At 71.9% G+C, this 17679-nt stretch carries 17 protein-coding genes; 8 read left to right on the top strand and 9 right to left on the bottom strand.

From position 1 onward, the window contains the following. Positions 1-96: 96 nt before the first annotated feature. Entirely contained in the window at positions 97-825 is a 729-nt protein-coding gene (locus ACMXN5_RS01380) for a polysaccharide deacetylase family protein (protein ID WP_439673605.1), read from the top strand. Positions 826-912: 87 nt separating this feature from the next. Here the strand turns inward: ACMXN5_RS01380 and ACMXN5_RS01375 are convergent, their stop codons facing one another. After that, the gene (locus tag ACMXN5_RS01375; RefSeq protein ID WP_439673604.1) at positions 913-2496 is read right to left on the bottom strand and encodes an MFS transporter; all 1584 of its coding nucleotides are present in this window, start codon (positions 2494-2496) and stop codon (positions 913-915) included. Positions 2497-2549: 53 nt separating this feature from the next. On the opposite strand from ACMXN5_RS01375, the gene ACMXN5_RS01370 reads away from it, so the two are divergent. Continuing rightward, positions 2550-3191: a TetR/AcrR family transcriptional regulator gene (locus ACMXN5_RS01370; RefSeq protein ID WP_439673603.1), complete on the top strand. Its 642-nt coding sequence runs from the start codon at positions 2550-2552 to the stop codon at positions 3189-3191. A 60-nt stretch (positions 3192-3251) separates the two neighbouring features. Here ACMXN5_RS01370 and clpX read toward each other — a convergent pair whose 3' ends face one another. Then, positions 3252-4523 carry an ATP-dependent Clp protease ATP-binding subunit ClpX gene (gene clpX / locus ACMXN5_RS01365; RefSeq protein ID WP_439673602.1) on the bottom strand — a complete coding sequence of 424 codons (1272 nt, stop codon included), beginning with the start codon at positions 4521-4523 and terminating at the stop codon, positions 3252-3254. Positions 4524-4699: 176 nt separating this feature from the next. Between clpX and ACMXN5_RS01360 the strand changes: the two genes are divergently transcribed. Then, positions 4700-5797 carry a TetR/AcrR family transcriptional regulator gene (locus ACMXN5_RS01360; RefSeq protein WP_439673601.1) on the top strand — a complete coding sequence of 366 codons (1098 nt, stop codon included), beginning with the start codon at positions 4700-4702 and terminating at the stop codon, positions 5795-5797. 35 nt (positions 5798-5832) lie between these two features. Here the strand turns inward: ACMXN5_RS01360 and ACMXN5_RS01355 are convergent, their stop codons facing one another. Next, positions 5833-6852: a 1-aminocyclopropane-1-carboxylate deaminase/D-cysteine desulfhydrase gene (locus tag ACMXN5_RS01355; RefSeq protein ID WP_439673600.1), complete on the bottom strand. Its 1020-nt coding sequence runs from the start codon at positions 6850-6852 to the stop codon at positions 5833-5835. Positions 6853-6968: 116 nt separating this feature from the next. Between ACMXN5_RS01355 and ACMXN5_RS01350 the strand changes: the two genes are divergently transcribed. The 4 genes from ACMXN5_RS01350 to ACMXN5_RS01335 are packed head-to-tail and all read left to right on the top strand — an operon-like array spanning position 6969 to position 11024. Then, a complete protein-coding gene (locus ACMXN5_RS01350) occupies positions 6969-8051 on the top strand; it encodes an iron-siderophore ABC transporter substrate-binding protein (RefSeq protein WP_439673599.1) in 1083 nt (360 codons plus the stop codon). Between the two features lie 20 nt (positions 8052-8071). After that, positions 8072-9088 carry a FecCD family ABC transporter permease gene (locus ACMXN5_RS01345; RefSeq protein ID WP_439673598.1) on the top strand — a complete coding sequence of 339 codons (1017 nt, stop codon included), beginning with the start codon at positions 8072-8074 and terminating at the stop codon, positions 9086-9088. Then, positions 9085-10173, top strand: a complete 1089-nt coding sequence (locus ACMXN5_RS01340) for a FecCD family ABC transporter permease (RefSeq protein WP_439673597.1) — start codon at positions 9085-9087, stop codon at positions 10171-10173. The genes ACMXN5_RS01345 and ACMXN5_RS01340 overlap by 4 nt, the downstream gene beginning before the upstream one ends. Beyond that, positions 10170-11024, top strand: a complete 855-nt coding sequence (locus ACMXN5_RS01335) for an ABC transporter ATP-binding protein (RefSeq protein ID WP_439673596.1) — start codon at positions 10170-10172, stop codon at positions 11022-11024. Before ACMXN5_RS01340 ends, ACMXN5_RS01335 begins: the two co-directional genes overlap by 4 nt. On the opposite strand, the gene ACMXN5_RS01330 is transcribed toward ACMXN5_RS01335, so the two are convergent. Together ACMXN5_RS01330 and ACMXN5_RS01325 are read right to left on the bottom strand one after the other, a co-directional pair. Then, positions 10990-11526: an anthrone oxygenase family protein gene (locus ACMXN5_RS01330; RefSeq protein WP_439673595.1), complete on the bottom strand. Its 537-nt coding sequence runs from the start codon at positions 11524-11526 to the stop codon at positions 10990-10992. The two genes, ACMXN5_RS01335 and ACMXN5_RS01330, sit on opposite strands and share 35 nt — an antisense overlap. Before the next feature lie 276 nt (positions 11527-11802). Continuing rightward, positions 11803-12990 (bottom strand): MFS transporter, encoded by a 1188-nt coding sequence (locus tag ACMXN5_RS01325; RefSeq protein WP_439673594.1) that lies wholly within the window; start codon positions 12988-12990, stop codon positions 11803-11805. A gap of 213 nt (positions 12991-13203) precedes the next feature. On the opposite strand from ACMXN5_RS01325, the gene ACMXN5_RS01320 reads away from it, so the two are divergent. Further along, on the top strand, positions 13204-13632 hold the full coding sequence (locus ACMXN5_RS01320) for a helix-turn-helix domain-containing protein (RefSeq protein ID WP_439673593.1): 429 nt from the start codon (positions 13204-13206) through the stop codon (positions 13630-13632). Between the two features lie 60 nt (positions 13633-13692). Here ACMXN5_RS01320 and ACMXN5_RS01315 read toward each other — a convergent pair whose 3' ends face one another. From ACMXN5_RS01315 to ACMXN5_RS01300, 4 genes are all read right to left on the bottom strand, one after another. Next, positions 13693-14280, bottom strand: a complete 588-nt coding sequence (locus tag ACMXN5_RS01315; protein ID WP_380000358.1) for a ClpP family protease — start codon at positions 14278-14280, stop codon at positions 13693-13695. Next, the gene (locus tag ACMXN5_RS01310) at positions 14277-14906 is read right to left on the bottom strand and encodes a ClpP family protease (protein WP_439673592.1); all 630 of its coding nucleotides are present in this window, start codon (positions 14904-14906) and stop codon (positions 14277-14279) included. The genes ACMXN5_RS01315 and ACMXN5_RS01310 overlap by 4 nt, the downstream gene beginning before the upstream one ends. 159 nt (positions 14907-15065) lie before the next feature. Then, positions 15066-16946, bottom strand: a complete 1881-nt coding sequence (locus ACMXN5_RS01305; protein ID WP_439673591.1) for an ATP-binding protein — start codon at positions 16944-16946, stop codon at positions 15066-15068. Next, positions 16936-17655 carry a response regulator transcription factor gene (locus tag ACMXN5_RS01300; RefSeq protein ID WP_439673590.1) on the bottom strand — a complete coding sequence of 240 codons (720 nt, stop codon included), beginning with the start codon at positions 17653-17655 and terminating at the stop codon, positions 16936-16938. Before ACMXN5_RS01300 ends, ACMXN5_RS01305 begins: the two co-directional genes overlap by 11 nt. Between the last annotated feature and the right edge of the window lie 24 nt (positions 17656-17679).

The raw sequence follows: 17679 nt of genomic DNA, 5'->3' as shown, positions 1-17679 counted from the left end.
CCCGTGCGGTTCTGCTATTCGGCCGCGGCGATATCCCGGCCGGAAGAAACGTCACCGCACGACGATCCACGCTCCACCGAAAGGAACGACCCCGCGATGCGTAGCCTTCACACCGGTCACCTCCGAGTACGCCGTCGCCGCCTGGCGACCCTCACCGCGTTACTCGTGTGCGTGGCCACTGCCTGGATCGGCACCCCGGCCGCCACGGCGGCCCCCGCCACCGGGCCGGTGAGCCCGGCCCTGGTCACCACGACCGCCCACCCCGGCAACCAGGTGGCGCTCACCTTCGACGACGGGCCCAGCCCGCAGTACACCCCGCAACTGCTCCAGGTGTTGCGGAAGCACCAGGTCAAGGCGGTGTTCTGCCTGGTCGGCGAGCAGGTCGAGTGGCAGCAGGCGCAGGTGCGCGCGATCGTCGCCGACGGCCACACCCTGTGCAACCACACCTACCGCCACCGCGACCTCACCTCGGTCTCCCCGGCCGAGATCGAGGCGGACATCAAGCAGACCGACGCGCAGATCCGCGCCGCCGTGCCCGGTGTGGAGATCCCCTACTTCCGAGCGCCGTACGGCAATTGGGGCCAGTCGCCGGCCGTCGCCGCGAACCTCGGCCTGCGTCCGCTGAGTTGGACGCTGATGCCCGGCGACTGGGAACTGCCCGGCACCGACGTGCTCCTCCAGCGACTGCGGGACGGCATCACCCCGACCGGGGTGGTCACCCTCCACGACGCGGGCGGCGACCGGCAGCAGACGGTCGACGCGGTGGACCGGCTGATTCCCGAATTCAAGGCCAAGGGCTGGAACTTCGACCTGCCGGCGCGCTGACCGCCACCCCTTCCAGGGCCCGGTTCGGCGCCGAGCGTGAGCGGGCACGCTCGGCGCCGGACCGCCGCCCCTCCGCGATCCGGACGCTCAACGCGCCGCGCGGTCCGCCGTCGTCCGGATCCGCAGCGCCGTCGGGACGGCGAGCAGCGCGAGCAGGGCGGTGAGGCCGAACGTGACCCCGAGGGCGGTACCCAGGCCCGCGCCGTGCGCGTGGGCGAGGGCGACCGCGCCGCCGCCGAGGCCGCTGAGCACGGCAACGGCGAACGTCTGGGACAACTGCAACGCCGCGCCGGTGCGGCCCTGTTGGTCCGCCGGGGTCTGGGCGAGCACGGCGGCGGACGACGCGTTGTACGCCACGCCCATGCCGAACCCGCCGATCGCCCAGCCCAGTACGGCCACCAAGGGCGGGATCGTCTCCACCAGAACGGCGCATGCCAACAGCACGATGCCGGCGCACAACACGATGCTGCCCAACACGGCGTGGGTCGGGCGCAGTCGGGCACCGTGCCGGTCGTCCCAGCGGGCCTGGAGGGTCGATCCGGCGACCCAGGTCAGCGCGCCCGCCGACAGTCCCAGGCCCGCCTCGATGGTGCCAAGGCCGCGCAACTCGGTCAGCCCGAGCGGCAGGAAGGTGTCGGCGCCGAAGTAGGCCCCCGCCAGCAACCAGCGCATGGCGACGCCCGCCGGCAGCCCGCGCCCGGCACGAGTGGTCCCCGGCGGGGTGAGGGCGCGATAGGCGAGTACGGCGACGACGGCGCCCAGTACCGCGAGCACGATCACCGGGACCAGCGCCGCGAACTCGAACGCCGCGATCATCACCCCGGTCCCGGCCGCGAGCACCAGGCTCAGGGCGAGATCGGGCAGCCGCCGCAATCCGCGCCCCCGCGCCGCGTCGCCGGCCGTACCCGCCGGTTCGTCCTCGGATCCGCCGCCCAACCCGTGCAGCGCCGGCAGGGTGAGCAGCGCCGCGAGTACGACGGGAATCGGCAGCAGCAGGAACAACGCCCGCCACGAGAGCCGATCGGTCAGCGCGCCGGCCACGACCGGGCCGACCAGCGCGGGCAGCGTCCAGGCGGAGGAGATCAGCGCCACCATGCGGGCCTGCAGGTGGTCCCCGTAGGCCAGACCGATCACCAGGTACGCCAGACCCATCACGGAGCCGACGCCCAGGCCCTGGACGAATCGACCGGCGACGAAGACCCACCAGGTGGGCGCGGCCCCGGCCAGTACGCAGCCGGCAGCGAGGAGCGTGAGGGCCACCGCGAGGGGGCGCCGGGGGCCTAGCCGGTCGCCCGCCCCGCCCGCGACGACCGCGCCGAGCACGCCCGCCAGCATCAATGCGGACAGGCCCCAGCCGTACGACTCCAAACCGTCGAGGCCGCGGGCGATGCGGGGCATGATCGCGACGACGCCCATCGCCTCGAAGGCGACCAGGCCCACCGAGATCAACAGGCCCAGGGACAAAGCGCGATGGTCGCGGTCCCAGACCCCGGCGCGGCCCGGGGGCTTCGGGGGCGGGGCGGCCTCCTCCGGGGGCTCGGGTGTGCGCTCCGCGCCGAGGTTCGCCGGGTGCGGGTGCGGGTGCGGGTGCGGGTGCGGGTCCGGGTGGGGGTGTGGTTCGAGTTCGCGTTGCCGTTCGGCTGCCAAGGTCGGCTCCCGGGTCGATTCCATTTACGTTCCGTTCCGGAACAGAACGATATTAGACCCGATCTATACTCGTGACCATGGCCACCTCCGATGTCCGACCGATCACGACCGGTCGCGGTCGCCCCCGCGACCACCGCATCGACGAGGCGGTCCTCGCGGCCACCATGCGATTGCTCGAAGAGGGCGGCTACGCCGACTTCACCCTCGAAGGCGTCGCCGTGCGGGCCGGCACCACCAAACCGGCGATCCGCCGCCGCTGGCCGTCCCGCCGGCACCTGGTGATCGACGCCCTGGTGACCGCGATGGGCGAGGCCCCCACGCCCGACACGGGATGTACGCACTGCGATCTGATCGTCGGGATCGCCACCCTCACCACGGCCTTCGCCGGACCGGGTACTCGGCGGGTGTGGCCGGCCCTCGTCGCGGACCTGGCCGCCGATCCGGCGCTGGCCCAGACGTTCTTCGCCCGACTGTTCGATCCGCGTCGCGCCGCCACGGCTGCGGCGCTGCGGCGGGGGATCACGCGCGGCGACATCCGGCCGGACACGGACCTGGACCTGCTCCTGGACCTGCTGGCCTCCACCACCTACTACCGGGCGCTGTTCGGCCACCTGCCGATCACCGACACGCTGGCCGAGGACATCGTGATGATCGTGATGTCCGGCGTGGCCACGGACACCTGGCGGGCGGAACACGAGCGTCCGCACACGCACGGCTGAACAGCCGGGCACGGCGGGCGGCGCGGGTACCGGGTTTTCGTGGTGGGCGACGAACCGCCGCTACGCGGACTTCTCGTGCGGGGGTCGCCGCAGGACCACGATCGGCTCGACGCCGTCGGTCACCGTGCGCTCGTTGATCACGACCTTGGCCACGTCCGTGCGGCCGGGGATGTCGTACATGATCGGACGCAGGACGAGTTCCATGATCGCCCGCAGTCCCCGGGCGCCGGTGCCGCGCAGGAGGGTCCGGTCCACGATGGCCTCCAACGCCGAGCGGCTGAACTCCAGTTCGACGTCGTCCATCAGGAACAACTTCCGATACTGCTTCACCAGCGCGTTGCTCGGCTCGGTGAGTGTGCGCAACAACGCGGTCCGGTCCAGGCCGGTCACCCGCGCGACGATCGGCAGTCGGCCGACGAACTCGGGGATGAGGCCGAACGTGATCAGGTCGGCCGGCATGACGCCGGCGAACACGTCGCCCTCCGGGACGGCGGACCGGGTGGGTCCGGCGGGCGGCTCGGCGGTGAAGCCCATGCCGCGTTTGCCGACCCGTTCGTCGATGATGCGCTCCAGTCCGGCGAACGCGCCCGCCACGACGAACAGCACGTTCGTCGTGTCGATGTGGATGAACTCCTGGTTGGGGTGCTTGCGTCCGCCCTGGGGCGGCACCGCGGCGACGGTGCCCTCCAGGATCTTCAGCAGCGCCTGCTGGACACCCTCGCCGGAGACGTCACGGGTGATCGAGGCGTTCTCGCCCTTGCGGGCGATCTTGTCGATCTCGTCGATGTAGACGATGCCGGTCTCGGCGCGCGGGACGTCGTAGTCGGCCGCGCGCAGCAGTTTGAGCAGGATGTTCTCGACATCCTCGCCGACGTAGCCGGCCTCGGTGAGGGTGGTCGCGTCGGCGATGGCGAACGGCACGTCCAGTAACTTCGCCAGGGTCTGCGCGAGGTAGGTCTTGCCGCAACCGGTGGGCCCGAGCAGGAGGACGTTGGACTTGGCCACCTCGACCGCGCCCGCCCGGTGGTCGCCGGCCCGGACCCGTTTGTAGTGGTTGTAGACGGCGACCGCCAAGGTGCGCTTGGCGGCATCCTGTCCGATCACGTAGCGGCCGAGGAAGTGGTGGATCTCGGCCGGGACCGGCAGGTCGCCGCTCCGGGGCGCGTCGTGGTCCGGGATCGGCTCCTCGTCGATCAACTCGTTGCACAGGCCCACACATTCGTCGCAGATGTACAGGCCGGCGGGTCCGGCGACGAGTTTTCGCACCTGCTTTCGGGTCTTCGCGCAGAAAGAGCACTTCATCAAGAATTCACCGTCGCCGATGCGTGCCATGACCTCGGACCCGTCCCCTCCGGCGCGCGGCCGAATGTGCGCCGTGCCGGCGTTCGGAACCGGCCGGCGAACGTCAAGTGGTCGCAACAGATGGTCTCACCATCCGGATAGTACGGTACTTTGACCGTCGGGGAACGGCGGTGCGCTTGGGCGGGGGCGTCCGGACAGGGAGAGCGATGGCCCGGCTGAGCAGAGCGGAGACGCAACAGCGCACGCGGGGCCGGGTATTGGCCGCCGCTCGCGCCGAATTCGCCGAATTCGGCTTCCGCGCCGCCCGGATCGACGCCATCGCCGAACGCGCCGCACTCACCCGAGGCGCCGTCTACTCCAACTTCCCCGGCAAACGTGCGCTCTACCTGGCGGTCCTGGCCGAACTCGCGGAACGCCCAGGCGAGTTCGTGTCGGTACCGCCGGGCACGACCATGCGCGAGGCGTTGGGCGCGCTGGCCCGCGCCTGGGTGGCGCGGCTGCCGCACGCCGACACCGATCCGCACGACCTCGCCCGGCTCGGCTCGGATCTGATCCCCGAGGTGCTGGCCGACGAGCGTATGCGCCTGCCGTATCACCAACTGATGAGCCTGGACGCGCTGTTGGTGGCGCTCGCGCTGGAGCGCCTGGATCCGCCCGAGACGGTGCCCGGGGTGCCGCCGGCCCGGCGGGTGCGATTGGCGGAGACGGTGCTCACCGCGCTGCATGGGGCGAGCCAAATGGCCGCCGTGGCACCGGGGTTCGTGGAGCCGTTCGACATCGTCACGGCCTGCGAGCGGTTGGCCGGCCTGCGGCTCGGCGACTGGTGGTCGCCGCCGGTCGTGGTCGCGCCCGCGCATCGGGTGGACGAACGGTGGGCGCCCCCGCCGGCGTTCGACCTGGTTCGGGCCGAGGCCGCCGATCTGCTCGACGACGGTCTGGTGGCGGTCCTGGGCCTGCATCGACTCGCCGCGGCCGAGCAGGCGGTACGCTCCACGCCGCCCGGCGCGGCGGTGACCGTCGTCATGGTCACCGGGGATCCGCGGGAGTTGACCCCGCTGGCCCGGTTGATCCTCGCCGAGTTGTGCGACTGCCTGCGGCGGGCGTTCCCGCGCGCGGCCTGGCCGCGACTGCGGGTGGTGTGCGACGAATCGGGCGCGGTCGCGGCGGCGGCCGGAGTGTCCGCGGTCAGCGACGCGACCGAGACGGCGATCCGCGTCGATGCCGGCCGGATCCTCACCCGAGCCGAGGGGGCCGGCGCCTGCCATGCGGCGGCATCGACTGCGCCCACACCGACACCGTCCTAGCACCGGTCCGGCCGCCACTCGGCGCCGCCGGAGGGTCAGCGCGGCCCGTACGTGTGCAGGTACAGCACCGTCCCGTCGCCGAGTCCGCCGCGTGCGTTCAGGTCGCGCAGGGCCGCCAACGCCTTCGCTGTGTAGACCGGTTCGAGTTCCGGGCCGCCGATCCTCCGGCTGTCGCGGATGATTCGCTCGCCCTCCGGTGTCGGATGCCCGTAGCCGGCGCCCAACCATTCGCGGGTCATCGTCACGTCCTCGGGACGCAGGCCCTCGACCCTGAAGTCGCCGGTCCGTCTGCGCAGCAGTCGAGCGGTCTTGTTCGCCATCTTGGTGATCTGCTCGGCATCCAAGGGCAGTTGGTCGTTCACCACGACCCCCGTCACGCGGGTGCGCAGGCCAGCCAGGCGCAGTCCGAGGGCGAGGCCCGCGGCCGTACCTCCGCTGCCGACCGGGAGCACGACGTGCGACGGTTCGGGGAGTTCGCCCGCGTCGACCTGTGCGCCGATCTCCAGGCCGCACTCGACGTACCCGAGCATCCCGATCGGTGACGAGCCGCCGGTCGGCAGGACGTACGCGGGCCTGAACCGGCGGCCGACGAACCGTCCGTGACGCAGGATCAGCCACGGCGCGAGCAGCCTGGTGCGGCGCTTGGTGCGGGTGTGGTGGATCGTCGCTCCGGAGGCTTCGAGCCGCTCCGTCTGTAGGCGCACGTGCTCGTCGAGCGGCTGGTCCACCAGGGCGAGCGCGACGTCGAGCCCATGTGCGCGGGCGAACCGCGCCGTCGCCAACCCGTGGTTGGTGCCGAGCGCCCCGAAGGTGAGGATGGTCGGCGACCGCCGCCCCAGCGCCGCGGCGATCACCCACTCCAGCTTGCGGACCTTGTTGCCGCCCCAAAGATCGCCGAACCCGCTCTCGTCCTTGATCCAAACCTCGGCAGTGCCGTCCGCGAGCCCGGGGAGCCGACCGACCGGGGTCGGGCGCTCGCCGAGCGGGAGGTAATGGAAGAACGGCGCATCGGGCTGATGCGTGGGAAAACGCTCGTGCAGCAGCGGAGTCTTCACGGCGCCCAGCCTACGGATCATCGGTGCCGGGGTGCATGGAGGACGGCCGAGAGGTTAGCTTAGGCTGTCCTAACAAGCCGCGACATTTTCGGGCTGTACGCAGAAAGAGGTTATCGATGTCTCTCCGGTTCGAGGGCAGGGTTCGCCGCCGATTCGTGGCGCCCGTCGCGGCGGTTGTCATGGCGCTCGTGCTGGGTGGCTGTGGATCGAAGGATGACAAGGACGACAAATCCGCCGGGACCGACCGTCCCGCCGGGTCCGCGGGTGCGTCCGCCGCCGACGTTCCCGGTGCCTTCCCGGTCAGCATCAAAAGTGCCCTGGGCACCGCCACGATCACCAAGAAGCCCGAGCGGGTCGTGACGTTGGGGCAGGGCTCGGCGGAGACCTCGATCGCGCTGGGGCGGGTCCCCGTCGGCATCGAGAGCTACGCGTGGGGCAGCGACGGGTCCGGCTACCTGCCGTGGATCCACGAGGCGGTCACCAAGTCCGGCGGCAAGCTGCCGAAGCAGTTCAAGGGCGGCGAGGAACTCGACATCGAGGCCGTCGCCGCGCTCGACCCGGACGTCATCCTCGCGCCCTGGTCCGGCATCACGCAGAAGCAGTACGACCTGCTGAAGGACATCGCGCCCACGGTCGCCTACCCGGACAAGGCATGGAGCACCGACTGGGACCAGCAGATCGACATCGTCGGCAAGGCGCTCGGACAGCCGGACAGGGCCAAGGAGTTGACCGCCGGGATCAAGCAGCAGTTGGCGGACGCGTCGGCGAGCCGGCCGAACTACAAGAACGTCACCTTCTCCTACATCTACACGACCGGCCCCGGCACGCTCGGTGTCTTCAAGCCCGAGGAGCAGCGGGTCTCCGTGGTCTCCTCGCTCGGCCTCAAGGTCGACCCGGTCGTGAACACCTTCCCGGAGACCGACGGCACCGACTCGGCGGTCATCGGACTGGAGAACGCCGACAAACTCGCGGCCAGCGACGTCGTCTTCACCTTTTACACCGACGACAAGACGCGCCGTGAGATCGAGGCCCAGCCGCTCTACGCGTCGATACCGGCGGTCAAGCGCGGCGCCGTCGTGGCGAGCAACGACAACCCGTTCGTCACCGCGTCGTCGATGATCAACCCGCTGACCGTGCCGTGGAGCATCCAGCGCTACCTCCCGCAGATCGACGCGGCGGTCGCCAAGGCCGGCAAGTAGACCCCACCGAACCGACGCGCATGAAAGCCGATAACCAAGTCGCCGACGGCGGGATGTTGCGGACCACCGCCCTCCTGGTCGGGTGCCTCGTCCTGCTGCTCGTCGCGCTCTTCGCGAGCGTGATGTTCGGCAGCAGGACGACGTCCTTCGGGGACGTGGTCGACGTGCTCACCGGCAACGGCGACCCGTACCTGACCACCGTCGTCGAGAGCCGCTACCCCCGGACCGCGCTCGGCGTACTCGCCGGCGCGAGTCTGGCCGTCGCCGGCACCCTGATGCAGGGCGTCACCCGAAATCCCCTCGCCGACCCGGGGCTTCTGGGCATCAACGCGGGTGCCGCGGCCGGCATCGTGACCGGCACCGCCTTCGCCGGCGCCGCCGGCGGCTGGGCGGCGCTGTGGTGGGCACTGCCCGGCGCTCTGCTCGCCGGCGGGTTCGTACACATCCTGGGCGGGGGTGGTGCGGGCGGCGGCACCGTGCGCCTCGTGCTGGCCGGTGCCGTGTTGTCGGCGGTGCTCGGCGCGTACATCCAGGCGGTCGCGCTCAGCAAGCCCAAGGTCTTCGACAGCTACCGCTACTGGGTCGTGGGCGCGCTGGGCGGGCGTGGGTGGGACGTGTTCTGGTCGGTGCTGCCGCTCGCCGGGCTCGGGCTGGTCGCCGCGCTGCTGCTCGGCCCCGGGCTGAACGCCCTTGCCCTGGGCGACGAATCGGCCACCGCGCTCGGCACCAACCCGGCCGTACTGCGTGCGGCCGGCCTGGCCGCGGCCACCGTCGCGAGCGCCGCGGCGACCGCCGCCGTGGGCCCGATCGCCTTCGTCGGCCTGGGGGTTCCGCACATCGTGCGGGCCATGGTGGGCACCGACTTCCGGCGCCAGATCGCCTTTGCGGCCCTGCTCGGACCGGCCCTGCTGCTCCTCGCCGACGTGCTGGGCCGGGTTCTGCTCCGCCCCCAGGAGTTGATGGTCGGCGTGGTCACGGCCTTCGTGGGCGCGCCGGCGCTCCTGGTCGCGGTACGACGCATGCGGCCGGCGACATGAGCACGGTCGAGGCCGAACCCGAAGGCGGTGCGGGTGTGTCGGTCGAGGTGCGTCGGCCGCGCGGCCGGCTGCGGATCGGGAACCTGGTCGTGCTGCCCGTGCGCGGGGTCACCGTGTTCGCGGCGATCGTCGTACTCGTGCTCACCGTCGCGGCGGCCGTCGCCACGTTGACCCTGGGGCGGCTCGGGATCGCGCCCGGCGACCTGCTGCCGGCGATCTTCGGCGGCGCGGAGGGCAAGGAGAAGTTCGTCCTGAACCGGCTGCGCGGGCCGCGGCTCGTGGTGTGCCTGGGTGCGGGAGCGGCGTTCGGGTTGTCGGGCGCGCTGTTTCAGACGGCCACCCGCAATCCGCTGGCCAGTCCGGATGTGATCGGGCTCGCGAGCGGCGCGGGCGCGGGTGCGGCGATCTTCGCGCTCGCCATGCCCGGCGGCGCGCCCGTATGGCTCGGCGCGCTGCTCGGGGCGATCGGCGCGATGGGCATCGTGCACCTGGCCACCGGCACCGGCTTCCGCGATCCGGGGCGGCTGGTCGTCGCCGGGATCGGAGTGGCCGCGATCGGAACGGCGATCACCCAGTACGTGGTCTACGTCGTCGAGCGGGACAAGGCGAGCGCGCTGAGCGCGTACGTCAACGGCAGCGTCGCGGCCCGCTCCTGGGACGATGCCACGACCATCGGCCTGGTCCTGCTCGTGGCGGCCGTCCCGGCCGTGGTCCTGTCCCGGCACCTGGATCTCGGCGAGATGGGCGACGAGGTGGCCCGCGCGCTCGGCGGCAACCCCGGCCGGGCCCGAACCTGCGCGGTGGTCCTGGCCATCGTGCTGTCCGCGGGCGCCGTCACCGTGGCCGGCCCGGTCGCGTTCATCGCGCTCACCGCGCCGCAGATCGCCCGCCGGCTGACCCGTGGATCCGGTCCGCACCTGGTGCTCTCCACCCTGGTCGGGATGTTGCTGCTGACCGTCGCCGACCTGGCCGCCCAGCAACTGCCGTACGTCGAACCGCTTCCCGTCGGCATCTACACCCTCGCCTTCGGCGGGGCCTACCTCGGATTCCTGCTGACCCGCGAGTGGAGGAGTGGTCGACTGTGACCGCCGAACCGGCCCCGACGTTCGTCGGGCTGAGCGCCCGCGACGTGACCCTGTCGTACGGTCGCACCCCCGTCGTCGAGGGCGTCGACCTCGACCTTCCCGACGGCGGCCTCACCGTGATCGTGGGCCCCAACGGCTGCGGGAAGTCCACGCTGCTCAAGTCGTTCGCCCGGGTGCTGCGCCCCGTCGGCGGCATGATCACCCTCGCCGGTCGGGACGTACACGCGTACCGGGGAAGGGAGTTCGCCCGCAAGGTGGCGCTGCTGCCGCAGAGCCCGATCGCCCCCGAGGGCATCACGGTGCGCGGCCTGGTCCGCCGAGGCCGGCACCCGCACCACACGCTGCTGCGCCAGTGGTCCCCGGACGACGATCGCGCGATCGCCTTCGCCCTCGACCGCACCGGCCTTGCCGACCTGGCGGACACCCCGGTGGGCGACCTGTCCGGCGGGCAGCGGCAACGGGCGTGGATCGCGATGGTGCTCGCCCAGCAGACCCCGGTGATCCTGCTCGACGAGCCGACCACCTTCCTGGACATCGCGCATCAGTACGAACTCCTGGAGCTGTGCGCGGAGTTGAACCGCGAGGGCCGTACGATCGCGGCCGTCCTGCACGATCTCGACCAGGCCGCCCGCTTCGCCTCGAACCTGATCGTGATGAAGTCCGGCCGCATCGTCGCCGAGGGCCCACCCGATGCGGTCCTGACCGCCGAACGTGTCCACGACGTCTTCGCCCTCCCCTGCGACATCGCCCGGGACCCGATCACCGGAACCCCCAAGGTCATTCCCCATACCCGCGCCCCACGGAGCGGTTCGGGCGTCATGCCGAGCGGCGGAACAGCCGCACGGCCTTGACCATGGCGACGGCGGCGGCCGTGGACAGCACGGCGCGGATGCCGTTCCAGATGTTCCAGGTGGTCTCGAAGTCGGCGCGGGACTTGCCCGGGTCGACGCTGCCGGCGTGGGCGAGTGCCTGGTTGAGGGGGACGTTGATGCCGGAGGTGGTCAGGACGGTGGTGGTGTAGAGGGCGAGGGCGGCGAGGGCCCACTTCATGGCGGTGCCGCCGCCGAGCCTGCGGAGTTTCCAGGCGGCGATGGCGGGGGCGGCCATGGCGGCGGTGAAGACCGCGAAGAACAGCGGGTTCTCGATGCCGGTGTTGATGTCCTGCATGGTGCTCACGAAGTCGGCGTCGCCCTTGGTGCCGAGCCAGGGCATCACGGCGGCGGAGAACGCGACGTAGGTGCCGGCCATCAGGGTGTTGGTGACGGCGCCGGCGGTGAGCCAGCGGCCGACGGTCTTGTGGGTGCGGGCCGTGGCGGTCGAGGCGGCGGCGAGGGTGTGGTCGATGGCGGCCATGATGAACTCCCTTGTGATGGTGGGGTGTTGAGTGTCGGGGCGGTGGCTTTCCCTGGTGGTCCGCCGTGCCGTTCTTTCCGACACCTCAAGATTCGCGGGTGCGCCGGCTTCGAACAACGGCGGATCGCGCAACCGGCATTAACCCTCGTGTTATCCATCCGACCGCCGCCTGCGCGAGGCGTGAGAACGCCGTGTGGCCCGCCGAGGATTTCGGCGGGCCACACGGCGTTTCGGTGCGTGGGCGGGAGGTTGGAGCACAACCGCCCTTCCGGGCGTTCAGCTGCGCCTCGTGCGCCACATGGCCAGGGAGGTCAGCGCGGTCAGGACGGCGCCGGAGAGCAGGATGCCGGTGGGGGAGATGGCGTCGACCACGATGCCGCCGAGCAGTGCGCCGAGAGCGATGGCCAGGTTGAACATCGAGGTGTTGAGGGCGGTCGCGGCCTCGGTGTCCTCGGTGGCCGAGGAGCGCAGGATCCAGGTCTGCACGCTCACCGGCACGCCGCCGAAGGCCAGGCCCCACAGCAGGAGCATCACCGCGCCGCTGACCCGGGTGGTGCCCAGGAGCGGGAACAGGGCCAGGACACCGGCCAGTACCGCGCTGATCGCCACGATCGTGCCGCGCAGGTTGCGGGCCGCGGCGGTGCCGGCGAGGAAGTTGCCCGCGATGCCGGCGATGCCGAAGCCGAGCAGCAGGGGGCCGACCATGCCCTTGTCCAGACCGGAGACGTCCTCCAGGACCGGACCGACGAAGGTGAAGGCGGCGAAGTGGCCGCTGACCAGGAGGAAGGTGGCCAGCACGCCGGTACGCACGGCCGGGTTGCGGAACTGGGCGGGCAGGGCGCGCAGTCGCACCGGTTCGCCGGCCGGGATCGGCGGGACCAGGAAGACCAGCGCGGTGATCACGAGCAGGCCGAGCGCGGCGACGGACAGGAAGGCCACGCGCCACGTGGCGAGGTTGCCGATCAGGGTTCCGGCGGGCACGCCGAGGACGTTGGCGGCGGTGGCGCCGCCGAAGGTGATCGCGACGGCGCGGGGGATGTGTGCCTCGGGCACGAGGCGGACGGCGAGGCCGGCCGCGAGGGCCCAGAACCCGCCGATGCCGATGCCGATCAGGAACCGGGTGACCAGCAGGACGGCGAAGTTCGGGGCGAACGCCGAGCCGAGGGTGGCCACGACCATCAGGGTGATCAGCGCGAGGAGGACCAACCGGCGGTCGAGTCTGCCGATCAGGACGGGAAGTATCGGCGCGGTCGCGGCGGCGACCAGGCCCGGGATGGTGACCATGAGGCCGGCCAGGCCCTCGGACACCCCGAGCGATCCGCCGACGGAGGTCAGCAGGCCGACCGGGAGTTGTTCGACGGTCACCACGGAGAACGTGCCGACCGCGAGGGCGATCACGGCGAGCCAGCGCTTGAGCGAAACCGTCGGGGTGGTGGTGGTCGGGTCGGATTGGGCGGTGGTCATGACGGGCTCCCTCTGAGCGCCTGGTGTGTCTTAGCGCTAAGAGAAAACCATGAAACTCAGTGAACGTCAACTTAATGAACGTTGAGATAAATCGGGCCCGCGCCCCGTGAGCGGCCCACCGGGGATCAACCGGCGGACACCCCGCGCGGCTCGCCGATTTCGCCCGCGGCGGACAACGCGGAAACGGCGCGGGGTCGCGGCCTACGATGAACCATGGCCGAGACCGCTACACCGCTTTCGCCCCGCACCGACGACAAGGCGCGCCTCGCGCCGGCGCCCGCGCACGTCGCGCCGGTGCCCGCCGCGCCCGCACCGACGGCCGCGCCTCGCCGCCCGGCCCCCGTTCCGGACCGCGAGCCGCTGTGGCGACACGTGCTCGGCGAACACCTGCGATCGTTGCGCCACGAACGCGGCGAAACCCTCGCCGAGACGGCCGGCCGGGCCGGTCTGTCGCCGCAATACCTCTCCGAGGTGGAGCGTGGCATCAAGGAACCGTCGAGCGAGATGATCGCCGCCCTCGGCGGCGCGCTCGACGTGACCCTCGGCGACCTGACCATCGCCGTCGCCGACATCCTGACGAGCGCCCGCCCGACGGGCCGTTCCGCCCCGGTGTGCCGCGCCGCGTTCGGCCTGGCGGCCTGACCGCACGCCATTACGGAGCGAGCGGGGGCGCGCCGGGCCGGCCACGTCGGTGTCAGCGCGTCACCGCTCCTCCAGCACCATGTCGATCAGTCCGTACTCCTTCGCGCCCTCCGCGGTGAAGACCCGATCGTGGTCGGTGTCCGCGCGCAGGGTGGCCGTGCTGTTGCCGGTGTGCCGGGACAGGATCTGCTCGATGTCCGCCCGCACCCGCACCACTTCGTCGGCCTGCAGGATCAGATCCGGGATGGTGCCGCGACCCTGCGCGGCGGGCTGGTGCAGCACCACCCGCGCGTGCGGCAGCGCGGCGCGCTTGCCCGGCGCGCCGGCCGCGAGCAACACCGCGCCGACCGCGACCGCCTGGCCGACACACGTGGTGGCGATCTCGGACCGCACGTACCGCATCGTGTCGTAGATCGCCAGCATCGCGCTGGGGTCGCCGCCCTCGCAATTGATGTAGAACTGGATCTCGCGGTCCTGGTTGTCCGCCTCCAGGAACAACAGCTGCGCCACGAGCGCGTTGGCCACGCCCGCGTCGATCGCGGTGCCGAGGTAGACGACGCGCTCCGCGAGCAGATGCGAATACACGTCCATGATGCGTTCGCCGCGCGAGTCGCGGGTGATCACGTTCGGAATGGCGTAGGTGCTCATGACAGGGTCCCCTGGAAGCCGGCGTTGGTGGTGAGGCGGCGCGGGCCGCGCGGCGCGATCTCGGCGAAGTCCGCCACGATCGTGTCGATGAAGCCGTAGTCGAGCGCTTCGCGCGCGGTGTACCAGCGGTCGTGGAGCGAGTCCTCGAAGACGCGCTCGACCGGCTGCCCGGTGTCCTCCGCGATCAGGCCGAGCACCGTGTCGCGCGTGTGCCGAAGGTCGTTGGCCTGCAACTCGATGTCGACGGCCGTGCCGCCGATGCCCGCGGAGCCCTGGTGCATCAGCACCCGGGAGTGCGGGAGCGCCCGGCGTTTGCCGTGCGTGCCCGCCGAGAGCAGGAACTGGCCCGCGCTGTACGCGATTCCGAGCACCAGCGTGGACACGTCGCACGGGATCACCCGCATGACGTCGCGGATCGCGAGCATCGCCGGCACCGAGCCGCCGGGCGAATGGATCCACAGCGCGATGTCGGCCTTCGGGTCCTCGGCCGCCAGGGTCAGCAACTGCGTGGTGAGCAGCGTGCCGTTGTCGTCGTCCAACGGTCCGTCGAGCAGCAGCACGCGCTGCGTATACAGGTCGCGTCGGGTGTGTTCGAGGAGGATGGGGCTCTTCGGGTCATCGCTCATGTCTCCACCCTGAGCCCTCGGGCCGGCCCACGACGACCGGATCTGCCGTGAGCGGATCTGCTCACAGCAGATGCCCGAGGCTCGCCCGCGCCCGACCCGAGCACGGCCCGAGCACGACCCGAACACGCTTACCGCGTCCGCCGATTCGGCCGCGCCGCGCTATCGCGGCAGTCGGATGGTGAACGTCGAGCCCTCGCCGAGGGTGCTGCGGGCGGTGACCTCGCCGTCGTGCGCCCGGGCGAGGCGCCGGCCGATCGCCAGGCCCAGGCCGGTGCCGCCGGTGCGCCGGTTGCGGGACTTGTCCGCGCGCCAGAACCGGTCGAACACGTGCGGCAGGTCGTCTTGGGCGATGCCCGTCCCGGTGTCCGTCACCTCGAACACGACCGCCGATCCGTCCTCGCGGACGTGCACCGTCACCCGTCCGCCCGCAGGCGTGTGGCGTACCGCGTTGGACACCAGGTTGCCCACCATCTGCCGCAGCCGCACCGGGTCGGCCCGCAGTACCGCCCCCGGCTCGCCCCGCACCACCAACTCGACGCCGGCCGCCGTGGCCCGGGCCAGATGCGCCGCGACCACCTGCTCCGCCACGTCGTACGGCGACACCGATTCCAGCCGCAACCCGAGCCGGCCCGCGTCGGCCTCGGCGAGGTTCTGGAGGTCGTCGATCACATGCTGGAGCAACAGCGCCTCCTCCAGCAGCGACGCCGTCCACGCGCGGTCCGGCACCGCGACACCGTCCTCGACCGCCTCCAGCCAGCCGCGGATGTTGCTCAGCGGCGTGCGCAACTCGTGCGCCACGTCGCCGACCATCTCCTTGCGCTGCTCCTCCAGGCGGCTCCGGTGCTCGGCCATGTCGTTGAACGCCTGCGCGAGGCGGCCGATCTCGTGATCGGCGGTGAGGTCCACCCGGGTCGCGTCGTCGCCGTCGCGCATCCGGCCGGCCGCGTCGGTGAGCGCGCGCAGCGGTCGGATCAGCCGGGCCGCGACCAGGCCGGTGACGGCGGCGGTGAGCAGCAGAATCAGCGCGGCGACGGCGGCGATGCGTACCGTGTCGGCGCGGTTCAGGTCGAACACGGGAGCGGTGGAGCCGTCGTGGTCGCCGACGAACAGCAGCGTCGCGGGCACCACGTACGGGGCCAGCTGCTCGCGCCGCGCGGTGTCGACGCACGCGGCGACGTCCCGGGCGCCGTCCGGCGCGGCGTCGTGGTCCCAGGTCAGGTCGGGGCCGAGGGTGAGCGGCGGGAGGCGCCTGCGGTCCAGGCAGGCCGCGAGCAGGCCGTTGAGTTCGGCCAGGGCCCGCTGCTCGGTCGCGGTCGGTGTGTTCAGCCGGCCGAGGCCGCACCGTTCGCCGGCCGCCGCGTCGTCGGCTCCCGGACGCACGCCACGCGCGTCGGTCACCACTCTCGGACCGGGCCGCGAGGCCGAGGCGGGCGCGGGTGCGGGCTCGGTCACCAAGGCTGGGGGCGGTGTGCCGCCGCCCGTGAGGGTGACCGTCGAGCGCCCGTTCGGCCGCTGCCCGACCTCCCCGGTCCGACCCGCCGCGACCAGGCACCGCACGGCCAGGTCGGCGTCCGTGCGCGACCGCGCGCGTTCGGCGTCGGTGAGCCGGAACGGCCCCACCGCCTCGGGGTCGATCCGGTCCGATCCGGTGGTCGGCACCAAGGCCGCGTCGACCGCGAGCGGATCGACCACCGCCGACGGCCGGGCGAACGGCGGCGGTGAGGCCGGCCCCGCGTCCGAGTCGGCGATCGGCGCACCCTCGCGCGTGCTCAGCGCGATCCGGCGACCGGTGTCCCGGGACAACGCGCGCAACACCGGCTCGACCCCGGTCCACTGCGCGTGGGTCGCCGCATACGTGGACAGCGTGCGGTAGATCCGGGTGTCGTCGGCCAGCACCCGGCTCTGCCCGTCGCGGATCGCCCCCTCGGTGGTCTGCGCCGCCAGCCATGCGGTCGCCGCCACCGCGCAGGCCGCGACCAGGATCGAGGAGGCGAGCAACCGGACGAGCAGACTGCGGTGCAGCGGGACCCTACGCGCCACCGGGGAGTTCCCCACGCGGGTTCGCGGCGGGCTCGGCCAGCTTGTAGCCGACGCCGAACACCGTCACCAGATACGTCGGGCGCCGCGGGTCGGCCTCGACCTTGCGCCGCAGGTTCATGATGTGCACGTCGACCGTACGGACGGTTACATATCGGTCGAATCCGTGCGCCCGGTCGAGCAACTGTTGTCGGGTGTACACCCGACCCGGCTCGGTGATCAGCGCCTCCAGGATCCGGAACTCGCCGGGTGTACAGTCCACCCGCCGACCGTCGGCGGCCACCTCGTGGCGTACCGGGTCCACCGACAACCCGCCGACCCGCAACACCGGATCCGGCGGCGCCGGGCGCGCGCCGCGACGCAGCAGGGTGCGTACCCGCGCCATCAGCTCGCGCGGGCTGTACGGCTTGGTCAGGTAGTCGTCCGCGCCCAGATCCAGGCCGAGCAGCAGATCGTCCTCGGTCGAGCGGGCGGTGAGCATCAGGATCGGCAGTTCGCTCTCGCGGCGCAGTACGCGGGTGACGTCCAGGCCGTCGACGCGCGGCATCATCACGTCCAGGACGAGGATGTCCGGTTGCCCGGTACGGGCCGCGTCGATCGCGTCCCGACCGTCGTGGACGACGGTGACCACGTGTCCCTCTCGCTCCAGGTACAGGCGGACCAGTTCGGCCTGCTTCTCGTCGTCCTCGGCCACCAAAACGTGCGCGCACATGCGCCGATGGTAGGTGTCGTGATC

The sequence above is a fragment of the Embleya australiensis genome (genome assembly GCF_051903075.1).
In the GTDB taxonomy this organism is placed as follows: domain Bacteria; phylum Actinomycetota; class Actinomycetes; order Streptomycetales; family Streptomycetaceae; genus Embleya.
The sequence above is the reverse complement of the archived record's forward strand: the minus strand, read 5'-3'. Positions and strand labels throughout refer to the sequence as shown.

Excerpts from the sequence above, each read along its gene's own strand:
- ACMXN5_RS01325 (WP_439673594.1), bottom strand. The coding sequence starts at position 12,990 with ATGACCACCGCCCAATCCGACCCGACCACCACCACCCCGACGGTTTCG.
- ACMXN5_RS01350 (WP_439673599.1), top strand. The coding sequence starts at position 6,969 with ATGTCTCTCCGGTTCGAGGGCAGGGTTCGCCGCCGATTCGTGGCGCCC.
- ACMXN5_RS01320 (WP_439673593.1), top strand. The coding sequence starts at position 13,204 with ATGGCCGAGACCGCTACACCGCTTTCGCCCCGCACCGACGACAAGGCG.
- ACMXN5_RS01315 (WP_380000358.1), bottom strand. The coding sequence starts at position 14,280 with ATGAGCACCTACGCCATTCCGAACGTGATCACCCGCGACTCGCGCGGC.
- ACMXN5_RS01360 (WP_439673601.1), top strand. The coding sequence starts at position 4,700 with ATGGCCCGGCTGAGCAGAGCGGAGACGCAACAGCGCACGCGGGGCCGG.
- ACMXN5_RS01370 (WP_439673603.1), top strand. The coding sequence starts at position 2,550 with ATGGCCACCTCCGATGTCCGACCGATCACGACCGGTCGCGGTCGCCCC.
- ACMXN5_RS01380 (WP_439673605.1), top strand. The coding sequence starts at position 97 with ATGCGTAGCCTTCACACCGGTCACCTCCGAGTACGCCGTCGCCGCCTG.
- ACMXN5_RS01375 (WP_439673604.1), bottom strand. The coding sequence starts at position 2,496 with ATGGAATCGACCCGGGAGCCGACCTTGGCAGCCGAACGGCAACGCGAA.
- ACMXN5_RS01340 (WP_439673597.1), top strand. The coding sequence starts at position 9,085 with ATGAGCACGGTCGAGGCCGAACCCGAAGGCGGTGCGGGTGTGTCGGTC.
- ACMXN5_RS01310 (WP_439673592.1), bottom strand. The coding sequence starts at position 14,906 with ATGAGCGATGACCCGAAGAGCCCCATCCTCCTCGAACACACCCGACGC.
- ACMXN5_RS01300 (WP_439673590.1), bottom strand. The coding sequence starts at position 17,655 with ATGTGCGCGCACGTTTTGGTGGCCGAGGACGACGAGAAGCAGGCCGAA.
- ACMXN5_RS01345 (WP_439673598.1), top strand. The coding sequence starts at position 8,072 with ATGAAAGCCGATAACCAAGTCGCCGACGGCGGGATGTTGCGGACCACC.
- ACMXN5_RS01330 (WP_439673595.1), bottom strand. The coding sequence starts at position 11,526 with ATGGCCGCCATCGACCACACCCTCGCCGCCGCCTCGACCGCCACGGCC.
- clpX (WP_439673602.1), bottom strand. The coding sequence starts at position 4,523 with ATGGCACGCATCGGCGACGGTGAATTCTTGATGAAGTGCTCTTTCTGC.